Here is a 16,456-nt window from a genome sequence, read left to right on the forward strand (position 1 = left end):
CAAATGGCCGACGAACAGCAAAATCTTCGCGACAGCCTTATCCGGTCACTGGCCGAGACCCGCAAGGCCCGCCGGCGCGTCCAAGAATTGGAGGAGCGTAATCGTGAACCGATCGCAATTGTGGGGATGGCGTGCCGTTATCCCGGAGGAATTGCCGCGCCGGAAGACCTGTGGCGAACCCTGACAGCAGGTGAGGATAAAATAGGAGAATATCCGATTGAACGGGGCTGGGACGGACGTGGTTTATACGACCCCGATTCAGCTCGGCCTGGCACGATGTATACTCGTTATGGCGGCTTTCTGTCTAATGCTGAATATTTCGATGAGGGCTTTTTTGGAATTTCGCCGCGTGAGGCGCTTGCGATGGACCCGCAGCAGCGCCTGTTGTTGGAAACTGCGTGGGAGGCATTCGAGCAAGCAGGCATCGATCCACTGACGCTGCATGGCAGCAAGACGGGCGTGTTCGCGGGCTCCATGTACGAGGACTATGCGCCGCCGGTCGGCCAGAGGCCCGCCGATCTGGAGGGCATGTTGTCGACCGGTGCTGCTGGCAGTGTGGTCTCAGGTCGCATCGCTTACCAATTTGGCCTGACGGGACCGGCGCTGACCGTAGACACGGCATGTTCATCTTCGCTCGTGGCTTTGCACCTGGCGGTGCGGTCTCTTCGTTCTGGTGAATGCTCGATGGCATTAGCGGGTGGTGTAACAGTTATGTCTACGCCGCACGCACTCGTCGAGTTCTCCCGGCAGCGAGGATTGGCTCCTGATGGGCGCTGCAAGGCCTTTTCTGCCGCAGCCGATGGAACTGGCCTAGGCGAAGGCGTGGGCTTGCTGGTGCTGGAGCGTCTTTCGGATGCCAGAGCACTAGGGCATCAGGTTCTAGGAGTGATCAGGGGGAGCGCCACTAATCAGGATGGTGCCAGCAATGGTCTGACTGCCCCCAATGGGCCTGCTCAACAACAGGTTGTTCGTGCGGCTTTGGCTGATGCGGGGCTTTCGCCTGCTGATGTGGATGTGGTGGAGGCGCACGGTACGGGTACGGCATTGGGTGATCCGATCGAGGCTGGAGCGCTGTTGGCGACGTACGGCCAGGAGCGTCCGGTGGCTGCGGACGGTGCCGTCCGGCCTTTGTATCTGGGTTCGCTGAAGTCGAATATCGGTCATGCGCAGGCGGCCGCCGGCGTGGGCGGCGTGATCAAAATGGTTATGGCTATGCAGCATGGGGTGATGCCCAAGACTCTGCATGTCGACTCGCCGTCAGGGCACGTCGACTGGGATTCCGGCGCTGTGGAGCTTCTGACTGAGGAGCGGGAATGGCCGGAGTACGGACGTCCCCGTCGTGCCGGTGTTTCGTCATTCGGTATCTCGGGAACGAATGCACACGTCATCCTGGAGCAGGCTCCTGCCGAGCCAACGGCGGCGTCGGCGGGCAATCCCGATCTTGCAGTGATGCCGCTAAGCGTTGCGGTATGGCCGATGAGCGCGAAGTCGGCAGAAGCGTTGAAGGCACAAGCGTGGCGTCTGCATGCACACCTGTGTGCCATGCCGCGAAAGCAGCGTCCTACCCCTGCAGAGGTAGGACTGTCCCTGGCGACCACGCGTAGCCATCTTCCGTACCGCGCGTGCGTTGTTGGCCACACGTTTGATGACCTGTTGGAAGGGCTCGAGGCTCTGGCCGCGGGTCGGCCACACCCGCGCCTTGTCGTCGGGGATGAGCCGGCGACGGACAATCAGAAAGTCGCCTTCGTGTTCCCCGGCCAGGGGGCGCAGTGGCCGGAGATGGCGCGGGAACTCATAGCCGGCTCTGACGTGTTCGCGCGAGTTATCAGCGAATGCGAGAGGGCGCTTGCGCCGCATGTAGATTGGTCACTTACTGAAGTTCTATCCGGTGCTCCTGACGCGCCGGATCTGTCACGTGTCGATGTTGTGCAGCCAGTGTTGTTCGCCGTGATGGTTTCTCTGGCGCGGGTCTGGGAATCGGCAGGGATCCCACCGGATGCCGTTGTCGGGCACTCCCAGGGAGAGATAGCCGCCGCATATATCGCCGGAATTCTGTCGCTGGACGACGCGGCGCGGATTGTCGCGGTGCGCAGTCGGGAACTGAAGCGGTTCGCGTGTGGCGGTAGCATGGTCTCGCTTGGCCTTGCGGCCGAAGCTGTGCAGGGCCGCCTGGCGCAATGGCCTGGCACGGAGATTGCAGTAATTAACGGCGCGGACGCCACGGTCGTTTCGGGCGACCGGCTCTCCGTTCAGAAGGTGATTGCTCAATGCGAGACAGACGGAATACGAGCGCGCATAATCGACGTCGACTATGCCTCCCACTCAGCGGCAGTGGACCCACTCTGTGACGTCCTGACTGACATCCTAGGCGAGATAATTCCCGCTCCTGGACACGCGCCTATGTATTCAACTGTCACTGGCGCCATCATAGAGCCAGAAACCTGCAACTCTGACTACTGGACGCGAAACTTGCGTCAGACAGTTCTATTCCATCAGGCCACCCGGTCACTTCTCGACGACGGGTACAATGTATTCGTGGAGATAAGCCCGCACCCCATTCTTATCCCGTCGCTTATTCCTACCATCGACGACAGTGGGAACGCTGCGAATACCCTCGCCAGTGTCAGCAGAGGAAATGCCGATCCCTCGGATCTGGCCATCAGTTTCGGTAAGGCGTACGTTGCCGGCGTTTCCATGGCCTGGGGATCCTTCTTTCCAACCGATACGAACACCATCGCTCTTCCTACCTACGCTTTCCAGCGTCAGAAATTCTGGCTGGACGCACCAATTGGGGCAGGAAATCTTGCGGCGGCCGGGTTGGAACCTGCTGCCCATCCTCTTCTGAGTGCTGTTGTAGGCCTGGGGCTGGAAAGCGGAGGACGTGACTCTGTCGGCGGCATTGTGGCGACTGGCCGGATTGACGTCGACACCCACGCATGGCTGGCGGACCATCAGGTAGGCGATCACATTTTGCTACCAGGAACCGCCCTGCTGGAGATGGCGGCATGGGCAGGGGAGTGGGTCGATTTTCCGCATATTGACGAGCTGCTTTTGGAAGCACCCTTAGTTCTCGAAGGCGCGCGGGATATAAGAGTTGTGGTTAGTCCCGAGGCAGTCGAGGGCGACTGTGAAGCCTTCCAGCTCACGGTGCTCTCTCGTGCGGTTGATGATTTCTCCGGTCTATGGATGAGACATGCGTCGGGGAGGCTCACCTCGGGGCAGACGCCCGCCGAGAGTGTAGATGCAGACTTCTCCCTTGGTGGAGTGACACAGAGCGATATGTGGCCGCGCCGAGGCGCAGAGAGGTTGGATGTCTCCGGACTCTACGATCAGCTCGCTGATCGTGGCTACGCCTATGGGCCGCTATTTGCTGGAGTCGAGTCAATTTGGCGCGATGCAAAAAACATCTACGCCGAAGTCCAGTTGCCTCCACTTGACGAGAACACGCAAGGCAGTGGATTCCTTGTACACCCTGCTCTTCTCGATGCATCGCTGCATGCCCTACTAACCACGGTGTTCCGTACTACATCCACCACACTTCTGCCTTTCTCGTGGTCCGGCGTTCGGATGGAACGTAATTCTTCTGTCGGTATGTTAAGAGTGACGCTAAGTCCGGTGGGCAACAATGCCTGGTCGCTGCGAGCAAACGACTTAAATAACCGAACGATAATCACTGCTGACGAAATTAGGGTCCGACCTGTTCAAATCGAGGAGCTGGATGGGGCAGCCGACCGCGGTTCCAAACATGAACTTTTCGAAGTGACGTGGAAAGAGCTGGACATAAGTCGACGTGATTCACCCCCGCGCTCTCCGTCTCAACTTAGCAGCACTGCTTACGTAGGCTCGGTTATTTCAAATTGCATCGGCATATCTAGCAAGCATGGAGAAATTGCCGACCTGATTGCCTCGCTCGAAAATGGTCAACCAGTTCCATCGGAAATCGTAGTAGATTTGCCGACGTGTCAAGAGGTAGGCCCGGACGCGACACGCTTATTGGTTACCAGGACTCTACAATTGGCTCAAGCATTCCTGTTTGACGCCAGGCTTTCCCAGAGTCGACTAATTGTTGTCAGTCGCAATGCTGTTACGTTCCCGGAGCGAGCTGCAGATCCTTCCCAATCAGCAGCGTGGGGGCTATTGGGCGCAGTACAGAGTGAGAACCCCGAACGCATAATCCTGGTTGACATCGGCGACGCGTCACCGCCCGAGGGGTGGATTGCGAAGGTACTCCTAGCGGATGAGTCACAGCTCGCCCTGCACTCCGGTAGGTGGTTCGTTCCAAGGCTTGTGCGCACCGAGGACGTGAAATCTGCTGCGTCGGACGTAGCGAAGGTAAGTAGCCAGCTTCCGAGTGACGCCACGGTGCTTATAACCGGCGGCACAGGACTACTAGGTGCGCTGGCCGCACGTCATCTCGTCCGTGTTCACGGCGTGACTCACCTGCTGCTCGCCAGCAGGCAAGGACCGGCGGCTCCGGGGGCTTTCGAACTCGTAACGGAACTGGAAAGCCTCGGCGCAGAAGTAACTGTTTCTGCTTGTGATGTCAGCGACCGAGACGCTTTGACGCGATTGCTGGCATGTATACCTAACGAGCACCCACTTGCAGGAGTTGTGCACACGGCCGGGGTTCTCGATGATGCCACCGTTATGACGGTAACCTCGGAGCAAATAGCGCGTGTGTTTCCATCGAAGGTGGATTCTGCCTGGCACCTTCATGAGTTAACACAAGATCTGAACCTTGCTTTCTTCGTCCTATACTCTTCAGCCGCAGGGGTACTAGGTTCTGTGGGCCAAAGTGTCTATGCCGCGGCAAACAGTTACCTCGATGCGCTCGCTCGGATCCGACACCAGGCTGGTCTCCCGGCGCTGTCACTAGCCTGGGGACCGTGGGAGGAGGACAGCAGCATGACGACGCATCTCACGGTGACTGATCGAAATAGACTAAGCGAGTCTGGCCTGCTCCCATTGTCGGCCAGCACAGGAATGGAGCTTTTCGATCAAGCCCTGCTTGCGAAGAGCCCGGCCCTCGCTCCGATAGGCCTTGATTCTGGGTTGATTGCACGTCGCCATGATGGGGTCCCGGGGATTCTGCGGAGCGTGGTAAGCCGGCGTAGGACACGCACGCCCGGCGAACGTCAGGGCAGCAGCGTCGACTTACAAGGCACGCTCGCAGCATTGGCGAACGCCGATGAGCGTTTTGATTACCTGCTTGATCTCATACGTCGAGAAGCCTCTTCCGTGCTCGGTCACGAACGAAAGCGGCTAATCCGTGGTGAGGATAATTTTAAGGACATCGGTTTTGATTCGCTCACTGCCGTCGAACTACGGAACCGTCTCAACTCCCTAAGCAATCTCAAACTCTCTTCCACCATCGTCTTCGATTACCCCAGCCCCATCGAGATGGCGGCATATTTAAACGAGAAGATACAGGGCAGGACTGTCGCGAATGTAGATGGTTCGTCTGTCCTTGCGGATCTTGAGAAGATTAAGCTCCATCTTCAAGAGGCGAGACTTGGTGTCGATGACTCAGCGGCGATACGAGCCAGCTTAAGTGATATCGTGTCTCTTCTCGATACAAACGGCAGGCAGATCTACGGCAGCCATAAGGACCTGCAGACGGCTACCGCTGAAGAAATCTTTGCCCTTATGGACAGTGCGGCTCGCGAGAGTGGAGACGAAAGTGGCTGACGAAAAACAGATGCTCGAGTATCTCAAGCGAGCGCTTATTGATGCCCGAAACGCTCAGGCGCGTGTTAAAGAATTGGAAGACCGCCAGCACGAAAAAATTGCGATTGTAGGAATGTCCTGCCGTTTCCCAGGGGGGGTCACGAATCCAACAGAATTATGGCGACTGGTGCATTCCGCAACGGACGTCGCATCAGGTTTTCCGGCTGATCGGGGATGGCGAGACGATCTTTTCGATCCGGACCCAGATGCTGTTGGTAAAAGTTATGTGCGACAGGGCGGTTTTTTGTCTGATGCGGCAGGTTTTGATGCAGAATTCTTTGGAATTTCGCCGCGTGAGGCGCTTGCGATGGACCCGCAGCAGCGCCTGTTACTGGAAACTGCGTGGGAGGCATTTGAGGATGCAGGCATCGATTCGGTCGGTCTTCGCGGCAGCAATACAGGCGTATTCGTGGGTTCCATGCATAACGAGTATGCGCCATCATTTGGGAAAATTCCGCAAGAATTAGAGGGAATGTTGGCGACTGGTGCTGCTGGAAGTGTACTATCAGGCCGCATCGCCTACCAGTTCGGCCTCTTAGGGTCTGCAATGACCGTGGATACGGCATGCTCTTCATCTCTGGTTGCATTGCATTTAGCAGTACGATCTCTTCGGGCTGGCGAGTGTTCAAGGGCACTGGCAGGCGGTGTGACCGTAATGTCGACTCCCCACGTATTCGTTGAGTTCTCTCGGCAGCGCGGCCTGGCTCCTGACGGGCGCTGCAAAGCGTTTGCCGACTCCGCAGACGGAACGGTGTTCAGCGAAGGCGTGGGCTTGCTGGTGCTGGAGCGTCTTTCGGATGCCAGAGCACTAGGGCATCAGGTTCTAGGAGTGATCAGGGGGAGCGCCACTAATCAGGATGGTGCCAGCAATGGTCTGACTGCCCCCAATGGGCCTGCTCAACAACAGGTTGTTCGTGCGGCTTTGGCTGATGCGGGGCTTTCGCCTGCTGATGTGGATGTGGTGGAGGCGCACGGTACGGGTACGGCATTGGGTGATCCGATCGAGGCTGGAGCGCTGTTGGCGACGTACGGCCAGGAGCGTCCGGTGGCTGCGGACGGTGCCGTCCGGCCTTTGTATCTGGGTTCGCTGAAGTCGAATATCGGTCATGCGCAGGCGGCCGCCGGCGTGGGCGGCGTGATCAAAATGGTTATGGCTATGCAGCATGGGGTGATGCCCAAGACTCTGCATGTCGACTCGCCGTCAGGGCACGTCGACTGGGATTCCGGCGCTGTGGAGCTTCTGACTGAGGAGCGGGAATGGCCGGAGTACGGACGTCCCCGTCGTGCCGGTGTTTCGTCATTCGGTATCTCGGGAACGAATGCACACGTCATCCTGGAGCAGGCTCCTGCCGAGCCAACGGCGGCGTCGGCGGGCAATCCCGATCTTGCAGTGATGCCGCTAAGCGTTGCGGTATGGCCGATGAGCGCGAAGTCGGCAGAAGCGTTGAAGGCACAAGCGTGGCGTCTGCATGCACACCTGTGTGCCATGCCGCGAAAGCAGCGTCCTACCCCTGCAGAGGTAGGACTGTCCCTGGCGACCACGCGTAGCCATCTTCCGTACCGCGCGTGCGTTGTTGGCCACACGTTTGATGACCTGTTGGAAGGGCTCGAGGCTCTGGCCGCGGGTCGGCCACACCCGCGCCTTGTCGTCGGGGATGAGCCGGCGACGGACAATCAGAAAGTCGCCTTCGTGTTCCCCGGCCAGGGGGCGCAGTGGCCGGAGATGGCGCGGGAACTCATAGCCGGCTCTGACGTGTTCGCGCGAGTTATCAGCGAATGCGAGAGGGCGCTTGCGCCGCATGTAGATTGGTCACTTACTGAAGTTCTATCCGGTGCTCCTGACGCGCCGGATCTGTCACGTGTCGATGTTGTGCAGCCAGTGTTGTTCGCCGTGATGGTTTCTCTGGCGCGGGTCTGGGAATCGGCAGGGATCCCACCGGATGCCGTTGTCGGGCACTCCCAGGGAGAGATAGCCGCCGCATATATCGCCGGAATTCTGTCGCTGGACGACGCGGCGCGGATTGTCGCGGTGCGCAGTCGGGAACTGAAGCGGTTCGCGTGTGGCGGTAGCATGGTCTCGCTTGGCCTTGCGGCCGAAGCTGTGCAGGGCCGCCTGGCGCAATGGCCTGGCACGGAGATTGCAGTAATTAACGGCGCGGACGCCACGGTCGTTTCGGGCGACCGGCTCTCCGTTCAGAAGGTGATTGCTCAATGCGAGACAGACGGAATACGAGCGCGCATAATCGACGTCGACTATGCCTCCCACTCAGCGGCAGTGGACCCACTCTGTGACGTCCTGACTGACATCCTAGGCGAGATAATTCCCGCTCCTGGACACGCGCCTATGTATTCAACTGTCACTGGCGCCATCATAGAGCCAGAAACCTGCAACTCTGACTACTGGACGCGAAACTTGCGTCAGACAGTTCTATTCCATCAGGCCACCCGGTCACTTCTCGACGACGGGTACAATGTATTCGTGGAGATAAGCCCGCACCCCATTCTTATCCCGTCGCTTATTCCTACCATCGACGACAGTGGGAACGCTGCGAATACCCTCGCCAGTGTCAGCAGAGGAAATGCCGATCCCTCGGATCTGGCCATCAGTTTCGGTAAGGCGTACGTTGCCGGCGTTTCCATGGCCTGGGGATCCTTCTTTCCAACCGATACGAACACCATCGCTCTTCCTACCTACGCTTTCCAGCGTCAGAAATTCTGGCTGGAGAATTTTACGGAGCAGGAAGAAGGTGCGCAGCAGAGCAAGGTCTCTGTCGCTACCACCGCCTCGGAGGAAGCCTCTCTAAGCGACAAGCTGAAGATCTCAGATCCAGCGACGCGGATAGAGTTGATGACGGACTTAGTACGTGCCGAGCTTGCCGCAACTTTGGGGCATTCTTGTGACAATTCTAAACTTGATCAAACTTTCACAGAACTGGGCCTCACTTCGCTCACTGCGAACGAGCTGCGCGTAAGGATTAAGAAATCTCTCAAAGGATTCCAAATTTCCGCCGCAGCCGTTTTCGATAATCCCTCAGTCGAACTGCTGGCGCTTCACCTCGCATCTCTATTTGACGAGAACAATGCGGCCGAAGTAGGCCCCGATGCCGCACTTATTATGGAAGAACTCTTCCAGAAAGCTAGTGTTGCAGACAGTCCATACGATGCGCTTCGTGACCTTGCGAGCCGAGAATCCATTCGAGGATCTATTTCCGGCGCAGGTTCGAGAAAAGCAGAACCGAAAATGGTGTACTTCAGTCATGGCGACCACAACCCAATGCTAATCTGCATCCCTTCACTTGTGGCTCCGGCAACGCCATTTCAGTTCGCTCGGACTGCGCAGGTCTTAGGAGATAGACGCACAGTAGCTTCGTTCGCGCCGCTGGGGTACGAGGCCAACGAAAACTTGCCGACAAGCCTTGAGGAGGCCGTCCTATATCATGCGGCGGCGATCCGCCGGATGACGAAGGGTAAATCATTCGCCTTGCTCGGATACTCATCAGGGGGTTGGCTCGCCCATGAGGTAGCGCGGGCTCTAGAACGTGCTGGTACCGCACCCATTGCCGTGATCTTGCTGGATTCTGTACGTCCGAAAGACCCGGCCATGAAAACTCTACTGTCCCACCTGCATCGAAATCTTCTGCATCGGACTGAGTACGCCGAAATCATTGATACGAGCAAGATTGCCGCCATGGGAAGGTACCTTGACCTATTCAAGGATTGGCAGCCAGGCGGGCTAAAAGCCTCAGTACTGATGGCATCCGCGTCGCCGGGGAAGGCTGATTTTCGTCCACGAAATCCGCGGCCAGATCATTCTTGGGTTCGCACGGTCTGCGAAGTTCCAGGTACACATGTAAGCATGATCGAAGAACACGCCGAGGCCACGGCTCAGTTGGTTGATCGATGGCTAGATAATCTTTGATAAACACCTTATATTGAGGCGTAAGACCGCGAGTATGTGCCTACGCAACAAGATTGTGGGCACACCGCCTCTGCATGCGCCGTCTGCGATGTTGCAAATCAGGGAGAATTTTCACATGCTCAACTTTAATTGGGAGGGTGAATTAGTGGAAAACGAAAAGGAGAGTTCCTTGAGCGCTTGGGGTGAGTCAAAAATTTCCCGTCTGGGTGGGAGGCTTCCACTCGTTGGCCTCGGTGACATGAGTGCAATTCAGCGTCGCCTGTATGATGAAATGTCGGATTTCAGCGTCTCGGGAATCCAAGAAGACGGTTTTCGCAAGAAGCTACCTGATGGCCGTTTCATAGGAGCCTTTAATGCTATGCTTCATTCTCCGGAGCTAGCCATGGGAATCCGCTCTGGGCTTGATTCTCCACTGCATGCCAGCTTGTCGGCTGATGTGCGCGAGATCGTGATTCTTACCGTAGGGGTCGCCTGGCATGCCGAATACGAAGTATACGCTCACTCGGATATTGCACGACGAATTGGAGTCGCTGATGATGTGATCGAATCCATCAAAGCTGGGGTCGAGCCATTAGGTATTTCGGCAGAGGCTACCGTTGCGTACCGCCTCACTTGCGCCCTACTTAGTGAGCATGCCGTATCCGATGAGCTATATAGTGCGGCGATAGATGAGCTCGGCACCGCGGGTATTTTTTCTCTGATTCATGTAATTGGCCTATACGTTACAGTATCGGCCGTATTGCAATGTTTTCAAATTCCAGCACCGGAAACGATTCGTAAAGAGAATTGATCCTTTGCTCACATGTGCAGTGAACATCTGAATTCGGTGATTCTCATTTCTCTAGTTTAATCGCGGCTGTGATCACTGTGTCTATTTATTCACGCGTCCGTAGTTTCTAGAGTGTGCTAACTTCTTATGCAAACTGCATCCTGATGAGCCACAGAAAGCAATTTTGTGACGGCGTGAAGCCTTTGGCGGGTTAAGGTTGCGTACGCCAACAAAGCCCATCGAGGCTTCACGCTAGCAATCCATCGCCATACTCGCCTCATAAAGGGTGGGTAGCTGATGATTACGGCCCTGATGGTTAACCGCGGTGGGTAGTCTGCGCGCAGCACCTGACCGGGCCCACGGCGTGATCGTGGAGCTGCTCGCCGCCCTGGCCGGCGGCGCCGACGACACGGGCCCGCGCCCCGGCATCGGGGCGGAGGAGATCGCCGACATCCTGTGGCTGGCCGCCCGCGTGGATCCCGCATATCCTGCGCTGGAAATTGTGAGCAACAATGATCGAGAGACTGCTGCCATCGGTAGCCACTACGGTGGAAAGCTACGGTTATAGCGACGCGGAGCCCACGCTCTACCCCGAAGAGGCGCTGCTCATGGAACGAGCATTTCCTAAGAGGGTGCGGGAATTTGCCGCAGTGCGAGCATGTGCCCGTCGCGCCATGGTGAAAATTGGCATATCGCCGCAGGCGATTCTGCCCGGTGAGCGAGGCGCACCTGGCTGGCCGCGTGGACTGGTTGGCAGCATGACCCACTGCGAGGGCTACTGCGCCGCCGCTGTGAGCCGCGCTGCCGATCTTGCCTCTCTTGGCATAGACGCAGAGATCAACAAGCCGTTGCCGGAAGGAGTGTTGCCATTGGTGGCTTTGCCCGCAGAAAAAGACCGGCTGTTGCAGCTGACTGCCCGGTTGCCGGAGGTCGCGTGGGACCGTTTGCTGTTTAGTGCGAAAGAGTCCGTTTACAAGGCCTGGTATCCCCTCGCCCATTCGTGGCTCGACTTTATGGATGCCGATATCGAGTTTTTCGAGAATGGCAGTTTTCGTGCGAATCTACTCGTCCGGGGGCCTTGGGTGGACGACCATCGCCTAGACCAGCTCAAAGGGCGCTGGGCAACCGGGCAGGGCCTAATCGCTACTGCCGTGACCGTGCCGAGTGAACATCCTGGGAAAATTGTTAGGGAAATGTCCATACTCTGATCTCGGCCGTACCCGAGAGTTACTTAGGGGGAAGGATCTCAGCGTGACTCCGTTTGTGGGCAATGGACTTTTAAAGCATATGGTCGGAACGCATTCCACAAAAATGTGACTCGTCGCTGCATAGTAGGAGTGTCTGGCAGGCCATGTGTTTGCGTATCGACCGATCTCGGCAGGTGAACATAAATTATCCCCACGGGAGGTCGGCGCTCTACTGTCAGCTGTGTTCGCGGGGTAACGCGCCCCCAGGTTACCTGAAGTGCACCCCATGTATGCGGAGGTTTTTCATTGCGGGTTACGTGGCCGCCTATCCGGGTTGCGCACCCCCGCTGCATCTGGAGTTTACGTTTCCGCGCCTCGAATTTCGTAGAGAGTTTTAGGATTCCGACATCCTCGGAACGCTTCAGTTCGATAGTAGGAAAAAGAATGAATATGAGTCTCACTTCCGAGAAGTTAATCGAGATAACCCGGGCTCGTGTTGACACTTTGGATAACCAGATTATCGCTTTGATCCGCGAGCGAATGGCCTTATCTGGGGTAATCCAAGAGGCGCGAATCTCCGCTGGGGGTCGCCGGGTTCACCTGTCACGCGAGATGGAGGTGCTAGCGCGTTGGAACGATGCCTTTGGAAAGTATGGAACCACCCTGGCGATGACTCTGTTGGAACTTAGTCGGGGACGCGCGTGACCCCGGTCGGGCAGCCAGTGGTCGCTCCATCCCTTTCGGGGTCTCACGGGTGAGTTCAGGTGTGTTTGCTGTGCCGCCGGCCATTGCCGCCCGGCAGCAAACGTAACGGCCATCGGTCCTTTGTCGACGCCGATGAGTGAGCCTCTTTCATCTTGTGCTGGAGGATGAAATGGGCTGGTCAGCGGGGGTGGTGACGAGGCAGTGCCCCTGGTCGTTGGCGTGGTGATTCCACTCATCACACCGGCGACCGAAGGGGCCCTGTTGGTTCCGTATCCTGCCACGCTCGAGGTCCCTCATGAGCTCGTCGAGCATGTCGCCTGGCTGCTGCACGAGCACCGCCAAGCCCGCAATACCCGCTGGCGCAAGTGCGGCTGTTTCAAGCAGGCGTTGCTCACCTGGTGCACCTGCGGAAGAACGAGACGTTTTCGCAGCTCGGGGCCGATATCGGGATATGTCAGGCCACCGCCTGGCGCTACGTCGACGAGACCCTGGACATGCTGGCCGGCTGGGCGCCCGGCCTCCACGAAGCCCTCACCGGGCTCGGTGAGGGCGACCACGTCATCGTTGACGGCACTCTCATTCCGATCGACCGGGATCCGCGCGGACGAGCCGTACTACTCGATGAAACACCGCAAGCACGGCATGAACGTGCAGGTCATCGCCCGCCCCGACGGCACACCGCTCTGGTTCTCCCGCGCGACACCTGGCCGGACCCACGACCTGACCGCGGCCCGATCCCACGGCATCGTCCAGACCTGCCTCACCTGGCAGATCCTCGCCCTCCCCGACCGCCCCTACCAGGGCGCCGACGCCACCTTCCGCACCCCGTACAAGAACCATCGCGAACAGCCCGCCCACTACGAGCAGTTCAACCGCGACCACGCCCGCCTGAGAGCGCCCGGAGAACGCGCCTTCACACAGCTGAAGTCCTGGCGAACCCTCCGACGAGCCAGATCCCCCACCCGACGCATCGGCACCATCGTCCAAACCGTCCACACCCTGCTGACCTGCAAATATTCAGGACGAAAGAGGCTCTGAATGTGGCCACTATTGGGTGACGGTCCGTGGAGCGCAACGAGGGAGGCCCCGGGCTGTTGATCGCGATGTCTGACGATTCAGTCTCGTTGCTTGGGGGCCTCGTTGGTGATGCATGCTGCCGCACTCGACCTGGTGCATGCACTCGTGGAGCGGGTCACCATGCTTATCGTCCCGGTGAGGGGGTATCTCTATGTCTTTCGTCAAGGACGTGGTGTCGGATATGGGGCCGTTTGGGATAGTCATGCAGTGAGGGTGACGGCGGGGACTTTGGACTCGTAGAAGGTACCGTCGCGGAGCATGGCGAACAGGACGCTGACGCGTTGGCGGGCAAGGCGGAGGAGTGCCTGGGTGTGGGTTTTCCCGCGGGCGCGTTGACGGTCGTAGTAGGTGCGGGAGGCCGGGTCGGCGTTCATGCATGCGAAGGCAGAGAGGAACATGGCCCGTTTGAGCTGCCGGTTTCCGCCTCATGGTGCGTGTTCGCCGCGGATCGAGGTTCCCGACGACTTCGTCGTCGGGGGCGATACCGGAGTAGGAGGCAAGGTGGGCGGCGCTGGGAAAACTGGTGCCGTCGCCGACGGTGACCAGCAGGATGGCGGCGGTCCTGACCCCGACTCCCGGCATCGAGGTCAGGACCTGGTGAAGAGGGCGGGCCTCCAGCAGGCTGCTGATCTGGGCTTCCAGTGCCCGGCGCTGGTCGTGAACCGCCGCGAGTGAGGCCGCCAGTGACGGAATCACGATGTCGAGGGTGCCGGTTCCCGGGACCACGACGGTCTGCTCGTTGAGAGCGTCGAAGGCCTCGTCGATCAGCCGGGCGGCCATGCGTGGGGCTTTCGGGCGAATGAGGTCGACGAGTCTGCGGCGGCCGGCTTTCCGCAGAGCGGCCGGAGATCCGTGGCGCTCGAGGAGCCAGGTGACGGCCGGGTGGTCCAGCCGGGGTCCGAGCACGCGCTCTAGCGACGGGTGGAATGGGTGAGCAGGCCGCGTATCCGGTTGCTGGTGCGGGTGGCTTCGGCGCGGCCAGGTCCTGGTCGAAGCCGGTCAGCGCCGTGAGCTCGGCGGTGATCTCGTCGGTCAGCTCTAGCGACCGCAGGACGTGCGGCATGGTGCGAGCGGCGTCCGCGATCACCGCCGCGTCTTTCGCGTCGGTTTTCGCCTCTCCCGGATACAGGTCGGCGATCCGGCGCATGGCGAGTCCGGGCAGGTAGGCAACCTGGCAGTCCGCGTCGCGGGGGTCAGCGGCAGAGCGCCGATCGATGCGGGCTGGTCCACGATCACGAGCACCGTGCCGAACGTCGCGATCAGCTTGTCGAAGACGGCCCGCAGTTTCGGTTCGCTGTTGGGCATCGGCTTGTCGAAGACTCTCTTGCCCGCCGGCGTCAGCCCGTGGCCGTGATGGGCGGTCTTGCCGACGTCCATACCCAGGAAGATGCCCACACCGCCGGTGTCTAACATCGCACCCCTCCTGGGTGGTTGACCTGGCTGGCCTCGGCATTGGCATCGTGCTCGCGCATCCACGTGATACAGACCTGCCGCCCGCGAACTGCCCGGCATTGCGCCGGACCGAGCGGTGGCCGGGTTTCTCATCAGCGTCTCCGACGGCACCTCCCGGGCCCGGCGACACCACCCTCCAGGTCATCCGTTCGACAGGGGGGAATCGCAATGATGAAGTCAAGCCGCCTGCGTGACGGGTGGGGCGGAGGTGAACAGCCTTCCGTCACGGAGCATCGCCCACAGGACATCGACCCGGCGCCGGGTGAGGGACAGCAGAGCCTGGGTGTGCAGCAATCCTTCGGCCCGTTTTCTGAGGTAGTAGTCCCTGGAGAGGCCGGGCCGCATCATCGAGGCCTGGGCGGACATGTAGAACAGCCAGCGCAGACGCCGGTTGTAGTGCCTGGGGCGGTGGTAGTTGCCGGTGCGGCGCCCGGAGTCCCGGGCGACCGGCGCCAGGCCGGCATGGGATGCCAGGCGTCCGGCGTCTTTGTAGCCGGACAGGTCACCGACGATGGCGACGAACTCGGCCCCGAGGATCGGGCCATGCCGGGCATGGACTCGATGATCTCGGCCCGCTCGTCCGAACGGAAGGTCTCACGGATCTCCCGTCGTTGTCTTTGATCCTCTCGTCCAGGGCCACCAGCTGGTGGGCGAGGTCGCAGACAAGCCTAGCGGCCTGCTTCTCAGCGGGCAGCGCGATCTGCTGGGACTGCGCGGCCTCGACGGCCTTGGCCACAGTGGTGTTGGCTCCACGGACCTTTCGGCGTTCGAGCCACATCGTCAGCCGCTTCACACCGATCCGGCGCAGGGCAGCCGGGGTCTGGTACTCGGTCAGCATGATTACAGGGCCCTTGGCCGCAGAGTAGTCGAAGGCCCGTTCCAGGGACGGGCAGATGCCGACGAGCAGGTCACGGAGACGGTTGATCAGCCGCACGCGGTCGGCGATGAGATCGGCCCGGTAGTGCGTCAGGAGCCGGAGCGTGGAGACGGTCTCCTGCGGAATGTCCAGCTGGGCGAAGTCTTTGGGGCGCATGCGGGCCTGATCGGCGATGACCCGGGCGTCGCGTGCATCGGTGTTGCCCTCGCCCCGGTAGACGCCGGACATCCGGTTGACCGTGCGTGCCCGGTACGTAGACCACCCGCTGATCATGCGCAATGAGCAGCGCCAGCAGCAGGGTCGAGGCTCGGCCCGAGATGTCCACCGCCCACCGCACCTCATCAGCCTGTTCTCTGGCGGTCTCGATCAGCGTGAGGATCTGGGCCTCGTCGTTGATCACCTTCGTCGAGAACACCGTCTCGCCGTCGGCGTCGATGGCGACCGCCCAGTGGTGCCCCTTGCCGGCGTCGATGCCGACCCATATCCGTGCCTGCCGCGCGCTCACCCTCGAAGCTCCGTTCCGCCGTGACCAGCACATTCGTGGTCCGAAGAACACTCCGCCGACAGGTCCCTAACCAGCGATGACCGCAGTTCTCAATCAGTGGTCGGAGCGTCCAGAAGGACCGGGCGGCCATTCCCCTCGAGCCATCAACGGCACACAGTCATCAGCCACACCCGGTCCTCCCGGACCGCCCAACATTCTTAGGAAACAGCCATACCGGACCCGGAAGCCAGCGGCCCCA

6 protein-coding genes and 3 pseudogenes are annotated in these 16,456 nt (G+C 59.6%); 7 read left to right on the forward strand and 2 right to left on the reverse strand.

Annotated elements, in window-relative coordinates; all coding sequences use genetic code 11:
- Window positions 1–3 precede the first annotated feature (3 nt).
- From AC2RP6_RS01770 to AC2RP6_RS01800, 7 genes and pseudogenes are all read left to right on the forward strand, one after another.
- Complete coding sequence (locus AC2RP6_RS01770; protein ID WP_486444460.1) at window positions 4–5,688, forward strand: type I polyketide synthase; 5,685 nt, start codon at window positions 4–6, stop codon at window positions 5,686–5,688.
- Entirely contained in the window at window positions 5,681–9,646 is a 3,966-nt protein-coding gene (locus AC2RP6_RS01775) for a type I polyketide synthase (protein ID WP_486444461.1), read from the forward strand. The genes AC2RP6_RS01770 and AC2RP6_RS01775 overlap by 8 nt, the downstream gene beginning before the upstream one ends.
- 115 nt (window positions 9,647–9,761) lie before the next feature.
- On the forward strand, window positions 9,762–10,436 hold the full coding sequence (locus AC2RP6_RS01780) for a carboxymuconolactone decarboxylase family protein (RefSeq protein WP_486444462.1): 675 nt from the start codon (window positions 9,762–9,764) through the stop codon (window positions 10,434–10,436).
- A gap of 349 nt (window positions 10,437–10,785) precedes the next feature.
- Entirely contained in the window at window positions 10,786–10,983 is a 198-nt protein-coding gene (locus tag AC2RP6_RS01785) for a hypothetical protein (RefSeq protein ID WP_486444463.1), read from the forward strand.
- Window positions 10,928–11,623 (forward strand): 4'-phosphopantetheinyl transferase family protein, encoded by a 696-nt coding sequence (locus tag AC2RP6_RS01790; protein WP_486444464.1) that lies wholly within the window; start codon window positions 10,928–10,930, stop codon window positions 11,621–11,623. Before AC2RP6_RS01785 ends, AC2RP6_RS01790 begins: the two co-directional genes overlap by 56 nt.
- A 423-nt stretch (window positions 11,624–12,046) precedes the next feature.
- Window positions 12,047–12,307 carry a chorismate mutase gene (locus AC2RP6_RS01795; protein WP_486444465.1) on the forward strand — a complete coding sequence of 87 codons (261 nt, stop codon included), beginning with the start codon at window positions 12,047–12,049 and terminating at the stop codon, window positions 12,305–12,307.
- 219 nt (window positions 12,308–12,526) lie between these two features.
- Window positions 12,527–13,345: pseudogene (locus AC2RP6_RS01800) on the forward strand (transposase family protein).
- A 239-nt stretch (window positions 13,346–13,584) separates the two neighbouring features.
- On the opposite strand, the pseudogene AC2RP6_RS01805 reads toward AC2RP6_RS01800, so the two are convergent.
- Together AC2RP6_RS01805 and AC2RP6_RS01810 are read right to left on the reverse strand one after the other, a co-directional pair.
- Window positions 13,585–14,797, reverse strand: a pseudogene (locus tag AC2RP6_RS01805) (IS110 family RNA-guided transposase).
- A gap of 216 nt (window positions 14,798–15,013) precedes the next feature.
- Window positions 15,014–16,218, reverse strand: a pseudogene (locus tag AC2RP6_RS01810) (IS110 family RNA-guided transposase).
- Between the last annotated feature and the right edge of the window lie 238 nt (window positions 16,219–16,456).

This window comes from Streptomyces sp. WAC03905 (assembly GCF_057371075.1).

Excerpts from the sequence above, each read along its gene's own strand:
- AC2RP6_RS01790 (WP_486444464.1), top strand. The coding sequence starts at position 10,928 with ATGATCGAGAGACTGCTGCCATCGGTAGCCACTACGGTGGAAAGCTAC.
- AC2RP6_RS01795 (WP_486444465.1), top strand. The coding sequence starts at position 12,047 with ATGAATATGAGTCTCACTTCCGAGAAGTTAATCGAGATAACCCGGGCT.
- AC2RP6_RS01780 (WP_486444462.1), top strand. The coding sequence starts at position 9,762 with ATGCTCAACTTTAATTGGGAGGGTGAATTAGTGGAAAACGAAAAGGAG.
- AC2RP6_RS01770 (WP_486444460.1), top strand. The coding sequence starts at position 4 with ATGGCCGACGAACAGCAAAATCTTCGCGACAGCCTTATCCGGTCACTG.